The following is a 6,000-nucleotide window of genomic DNA, read 5'->3' on the forward strand; positions in this document are numbered from 1 at the left end:
CGACTTTATGAAGCTGAAACATCCGCCCTGCCGACACTGTGCGATAGACAACAAAGCGCTGATTATTCCGCGAATTTATTCATAGGCAAGGATTTTTGAAAATTCCGTTCGCTACACATTTCAAGCCGAATTACTGAAGCAACCCGGGAGAAGTGTGGTCTATCCCACACTTCTCATATGTAAAGTTTCTACGCCGTGAAAACGTGTAGGGGCTCATGATCGCTTGCCACTCTCAGGGCGCAGGCGGCTGAAAGAGTCGACGCACTTTCGCCCCAAAAAGAGGGGCGATCATGTCGCATCCAGATGCCGTTTATACCAAAAACATTCTGCTAAGCGCGCTGTCGGCGGATGATCTCGCATTATTGCAGCCACATTTCACGCGGCATGACATTCAGCGCGAAGACGTGCTCGTGAAGGCAAATGCGCCGATTGAACATGTCTATTTTCTTGAAGCTGGCGTCGCTTCGATCGTTGCTACGATGTCCCCCAGTCGCCCGACAGAGGTGGGAATATTCGGTCGCGACGGGGTCTCTGCGACATGCCTGTTATTAGGTAGCGATCGAAGCCCGCATCAGACCTTCATTCAGGTAGGTGGCGGTACCGCCTTACGGATCGACGCCGAGCTTTATCTAGCGGCGGTTCGTCGGAGCGAAACGCTTCGAACAACCCTTTTGCGCTACGTACAGTCTATGCTCGTTCAAGCGGCGCAGAGTACCGCTACAAATGCCTATCACCGCATCGAGTCCCGTCTGGCTCGTTGGTTGCTCATGTGCCATGACCGCGTCGACGGCGATGAAATCGCGCTCACGCATGACTTTATTGGGATGATGATTGCAGCGGAACGAAGTGGAGTGACCGTGAGCCTCCATATACTCGAAGGTGCCGGCATGATTTACTCGAAGCGAGGTCGCGTGATAATTCGTGACCGCGAGACGCTGGAAGAGTTGGCTGGTGATAGCTATGGGGTTCCAGAGGCTGAATACCGTCACCTGATCGGACCCCTAGGCCGATCCTATGCTGATACGAACACCCGAAATATCGTGAATCCTGATAGGCATCCGAAATAATGTCACGACTTGATTATAGTGGTCTGAATAATACGATTGCTACTAGTTAGGGCGAAAACCGCCGCCCATTTTCGGCTAGTCGTCAGTCTTGGGACAGTTCGCAATTTCGAAGGCATGTGCGAGCAGCGCAGCTACCAAGCTATCGCCTCGTGCATCGGCGAGTTGCAGGGCATGCGCGATTGCAAGGCAAAGTGTCTCGTCCGACGTATCAGATGCATTGGAGGGCATAATCGACTCCGGACAATGGCGACCGCACACAGGCCTATTAAACGCGCATTCGTCGACGGATTTTAGGCTGTCTCGTCATCGACATCAATTTCGGCTCTCGACGGCTTGGACAGATAGCGTCGCAGCCGGTCGACCGCTTCGCCTGTCAGCACCACGTCATCACCGTCCGACCTAGCCTCGATTTGCTTGTCTTTGACGAGATGGGCAATCCAGCGCCGGCCGGCAGCTAGGCCTGCGTGGGACACTTCGCACAATCTCGGTTCCGACATTGTTTCGTTTTTTTCGAGCGCGACGAACAAGTGGAGGAGCATATTCCACGCAAACTCGTCGAATATTTCACTTGGAAACAGGTCGTATCTACGGTCTCGTTCGGATAGCAGGCGCTCAGCCTCATGGGCGCGAGTATTGTCGCCTTTCATGCCGGGTCCTCAATCATAGCGTGTCAATTGACGTTCACATCGTGAGCAATCGGGACAGCTTGTGTTGGATGCTGACCGTCGTCGATAGCGGCTTAGCTTTCCTGTCTCCATCCGCAACATATCGTTGGCGGTCTGTGTGATACCCCACATTACCTTATGGGATCAAACTAGGACTTGACGGCAGTACCTTGGGAGGGACGCGTTGGCGATCGACGGACGAGGGCAGTCTGACGGTGACTGCCTAGGTCTTGGATAAGCTCGGAGAGCATAAGATGAATGAATGTCTGAAGTTGGGTAGCCGCAAAGGGCGCTCGAATGTCTGGGTATGGCTCAGCGGTGCATTTGCGGCGGGCTTTACCGAAAACGCAAACTATCACTAGGCCGGGCATCACGGTGTTTCGATATCTGATGCACATGAGCGACGGTCGCTGGTCCGGGTTACGCAAAACATCTGTTTGTCGCACAATCGTGATTGCGACTAGGTTCTCCACATAGGTGCCCACGACCAGGCGCCCTCGTTCAGACAGCGCGAAGGGCGCGGTACTGCAGTCCCTAGCCAGCACGACGATCGAGGGAAGCGACGCAGCAGGACCCTTTCAACTATCGCTACGATCAACATTCCGCCCGCAATCACGGCGTCCTAAAAGCTATAACTGCCGCGCATGAACACTGATCGACCGTTAAATCCGAAGGGGGAAACGGCGTTGTAAGGCTGGGTGCCAGCATTGTCGGCGCCATTGCTCCCGACCGCAACGCTAGAGACCGTTGAGGCGATATTTTCGTCCGGATAAATGTCAAAGACGTTCTGCGCTCCCACGCTCAGCCTAAACGCACGGGTTGCCTGCCAGCCGACATCGATATCCGTCAGGATTTTGGCACCAAAGCGCTGGACGATGTCTGAGTTCGCCGCACTACCCGTCGAGGGAACCAAGCGAACGTCATAGCTCTGTACCAATGCTGCGACTTGGGCCGGCGTACGATTAAGCAACGCTACCGTCGCGACGCGCCCATACCGGGTGTTCGTGACGGACAACGTAAACGGTCCCCGCGCATAATTCAGATCCAGTGTGATCTTGTCGCGCGGTAGGCTGTCCGAAAAGCGAAGTTGCTGGGTGAGGTCAAAGAGTGGCGTGGTGATGCCCAGCGCCGCGATTGGCACCGGGGTGCCCGCGATCCTGTCGAACGTCGTCTTGTTATAATTTCCCGCAAGCGTGGCCGTGATCCGGCTTCCGTCCCCAAAGCGATGTCGGTAGTTCATGACCAGATCGATGCCCTTTGTCTCCGTGTCGACCGCGTTGGTCAGGAACGACAACGCAGCGAAGCCAGACTGCCCGTTGGCGGCCAGATAACTGGTCAGGCGAGCATCCTGAAAAGTCGATGAGATGGCGATGCGGTCACGCACCTTGATCCGGTAGGCATCGAGTGTCGTCGTGAAACCGCCGGCCTCGAAGACGACCCCGACAGACACGTTGCGTGACTGTTCAGGTTTCAGGTCAGTCGCGCCCGCTAGCCGCGCTGCAGGATTGTCGACTGCTGCCACTCGAACGATCGCTTGGGCGCCGTTGAGGATCAGCGTATTCGATGCGTTATAGCCGGACTGTGCCAGCGCAGGCGCACGAAAGCCGGTGTTGTAAGAGCCTCGCAGCGCCAGCCCGCCGATCAGACCGAGCCGCCCGGCACCCTTGAAATTTGTGGTACTGCCAAAGTCGGAATACCGTTCGTGCCTGGCCGCACCTGATAGCAGCAGACGGCCGAAAAACTGCTTTTCTACTTCGCCATACATCGCGACGCTATTGCGAGCGATCGACGCACGATCATCGGGCCCGTTGCTTGGTCCAGGTTGCGAACCAATCGGCCCCGGACGACCGGCATTAGGGCCATCCGGGATCAATACCCCGCCATTGCGATAACCATCGGGCGCCCCCGAGAAAAGACGGTAGGCTTCCTCGCGATACTCGGTGCCGAACGCCAGTCTTGCCGGCTGATCGTCACCGACCGGGATCTCTCGCGTGAAATCGAGGTTCGAGGTCCATTGATAGAAGTCGCTACCGCCCCGGTAAAAGCGCGACGGGGAGGCAGCCCCCAAGGACACGTTAACGCTGTCGACGTAAGTCGTGCGGACGGTGCTGACGCCATAGACGGTCGACAGGTCCCAACCGAACCCTGCCAGATCATCTCCACGCAGACCGATCGCGGTGGAAATGTTCTCCAGCCTGGTGTCGAGGCCTGGGCTGTAACCGTCCGGGTAGAGCGCGCGTACCGTCTCGTCCTGTCCAGGACGGCGGAAGAAATACTGGATGTCGCCATCAAGGCGATTGTAGCCACCGAAGCTGTAGAATTCGGTGCCCCCTGGCAGGGGCGCGACGAGGTTGTAGAAGAGCTGGTAGTTTCGGTTTGGCTGGTCGCCCTGCTGGAATACGTTCCGGTCGAACCCGGCTTCCCGCGGGTCGAGCGTCCCGTTCGATGGTGTCAGTCCAACACCGGAGCCATAATTGCCAGAAGGCGCGACTGGACGACCAGCGACGTTCGTCCCGAAATACTGCTGCCGCGTATCCGCTCGCGCACGATTGGTGCCGTCCCGGTCTTGGTAAGCCGCGGTCAGGCGCAGGACGCCGTTCGCTCCGAGCGGGATGCCTGTGGAGGCACTTGCCTCGTAGGTGTCGCCGTCGCCCTTCGTAGTCTGCACATAGCCCGCCTGCGCGATGGTGCCGAGCGAGCGGTCGAGGATCATGTTGATCACCCCCGAGATCGCGTCCGAGCCGTATTGGGCGGCAGCACCATCGCGCAGCACTTCGATTCTCGACATGGCAAGGGTCGGAATGGCATTGAAATCAACCGCGACGTCGCCGCGACCGATGCCGTTGCTCGAATTGAGGTCGGCCGTGGTGTGGCGACGTTTGCCATTGATCAGCACGAGCAGTTCGCCGGCCCCTAGTCCGCGCAGGGAAGGTGGCTGGATGAAATCGCCGACACCTGATGCCAGCGGTCGCGGGGCGCTGAAGCTCGGCACCTGAACCTTCAGCATCTGGATGAGATCGACACGCCCACTCTGTTGCAGCGCCTCACGCGATATGGCGTCCACTGGCGTCGACGATTGCGTTGTCGTGCGGCCGCCAAAACGACTGCCCGTAACGACGATCTCCCGGGCCTCATCATTGTCTTCGACTGCGTCGGCTTCCCGAACGACCTCCTGCGCAAACCCAGGCATCGGCATCGCAGCTGTGGCGGCAAGCGCTATCGCAAATGAACGCATGTAGACCCCTTGAGTGATGTTATACTATTATGTTGCTTAGGCTGCCGATGGCCGTGTTTTGATCAGCGAACAGCCTGATAGCTCCGGGTGAGCCGTCCACCGCCGTGAAGGGGTGGTTTCAGGGCCGGTCAGCGGCCTTGTTTGATCCACCGGCTGTATTCATGCGAGCGGTAAAGATCGGTGCCCGACCGAAGTCGACCCTGCCAAACGGCCGGTCGCGAAACAGATACCCGTAGTAGAAATTGCGCAGCCTGGCGTGGAAGGCACGCACTCGGTCCTGATATGCCAGCTGTGCGCGAACGTCGGTGTCAGCCAGCCGGGTCAGCAAAGCCTGTACTCCCACCGAAGGCAGCACCCACCCAAGCATGCGCGCAGCGGCATCGCGGCGTTCCAACCCGCTTCGATAGGCACGGACCTTGGTCGCGACGCTTTCGTCACCGACCTGATGGAAGGCGAAATACCATTTGTAATGGAAGGCCGACCCGAGCGGGGCAGAGTCCGCCCATTCGGGATGACCGGCATAGAAGCGGCGCATCGTCGTTTCGCGGGGAATGTCCCAGGCGCGGTTGACCATCTCGCGCTGGGCCAGCGCGATCTCTGCGCCCTGACCGATCGGCACGGCGCGGTTGATTGCGACGTGCGCCAGTGTCGGCAGGACGAGCACCAGTACAAGCCAGCACGCTGCGAGCGTTGCAGCGTTTGCAACCGAGCTCCAGCGGAGCCTCGCGACCAGTGCGGCGAGTGCCATCCAAAACAGGAGGTAAGCGAGGATCACGGAGAGAACCGCAAAGATCGCTGCGTCCCCGACACCGGACGCTACCGCGGCAACGAGGAAGGGCACGGCAAGCGCCGCCCATAACAGCGCGACACGCAGCAGCATACGTCGGCGGAGCAGCTTTGCGCCACCCCGCGGTAGAGCATCCAGCATCCGCAGCCGCCCCGCCTCGCGTTCTCCGGACGTCAGATCATGGAACAACGCGACCACGAATAACGGCGCGAGGAAGACGAGGACGAACGCAAAATCGAACCGGCC

The 6,000-nt window shown here is 58.6% G+C and carries 4 protein-coding genes; 1 reads left to right on the plus strand and 3 read right to left on the minus strand.

The genetic code is table 11. From position 1 onward, the window contains the following. The first annotated feature begins 290 nt into the window (after nt 1-290). Nucleotides 291-1,067 carry a Crp/Fnr family transcriptional regulator gene (locus IFT67_RS18365; protein ID WP_192239534.1) on the plus strand — a complete coding sequence of 259 codons (777 nt, stop codon included), beginning with the start codon at nt 291-293 and terminating at the stop codon, nt 1,065-1,067. Nucleotides 1,068-1,357: 290 nt separating this feature from the next. On the opposite strand, the gene IFT67_RS18370 is transcribed toward IFT67_RS18365, so the two are convergent. The 3 genes from IFT67_RS18370 to IFT67_RS18380 all read right to left on the minus strand — a co-directional run. Further along, on the minus strand, nt 1,358-1,714 hold the full coding sequence (locus IFT67_RS18370) for a hypothetical protein (RefSeq protein WP_192239535.1): 357 nt from the start codon (nt 1,712-1,714) through the stop codon (nt 1,358-1,360). A 640-nt stretch (nt 1,715-2,354) separates the two neighbouring features. Further along, nucleotides 2,355-4,967, minus strand: coding sequence for a TonB-dependent receptor plug domain-containing protein (locus IFT67_RS18375; protein WP_197983158.1), 2,613 nt, complete (start codon nt 4,965-4,967; stop codon nt 2,355-2,357). A gap of 118 nt (nt 4,968-5,085) precedes the next feature. Continuing rightward, a partial coding sequence (locus IFT67_RS18380) for a DUF3526 domain-containing protein (protein ID WP_192239536.1) occupies nt 5,086-6,000 on the minus strand: 915 nt, incomplete at its 5' end.

Origin of the sequence: Sphingomonas sp. CFBP 13728 (assembly GCF_014841895.1) — a bacterium.
GTDB lineage: Bacteria > Pseudomonadota > Alphaproteobacteria > Sphingomonadales > Sphingomonadaceae > Sphingomonas.

Excerpts from the sequence above, each read along its gene's own strand:
- IFT67_RS18365 (WP_192239534.1), top strand. The coding sequence starts at position 291 with ATGTCGCATCCAGATGCCGTTTATACCAAAAACATTCTGCTAAGCGCG.
- IFT67_RS18370 (WP_192239535.1), bottom strand. The coding sequence starts at position 1,714 with ATGAAAGGCGACAATACTCGCGCCCATGAGGCTGAGCGCCTGCTATCC.
- IFT67_RS18375 (WP_197983158.1), bottom strand. The coding sequence starts at position 4,967 with ATGCGTTCATTTGCGATAGCGCTTGCCGCCACAGCTGCGATGCCGATG.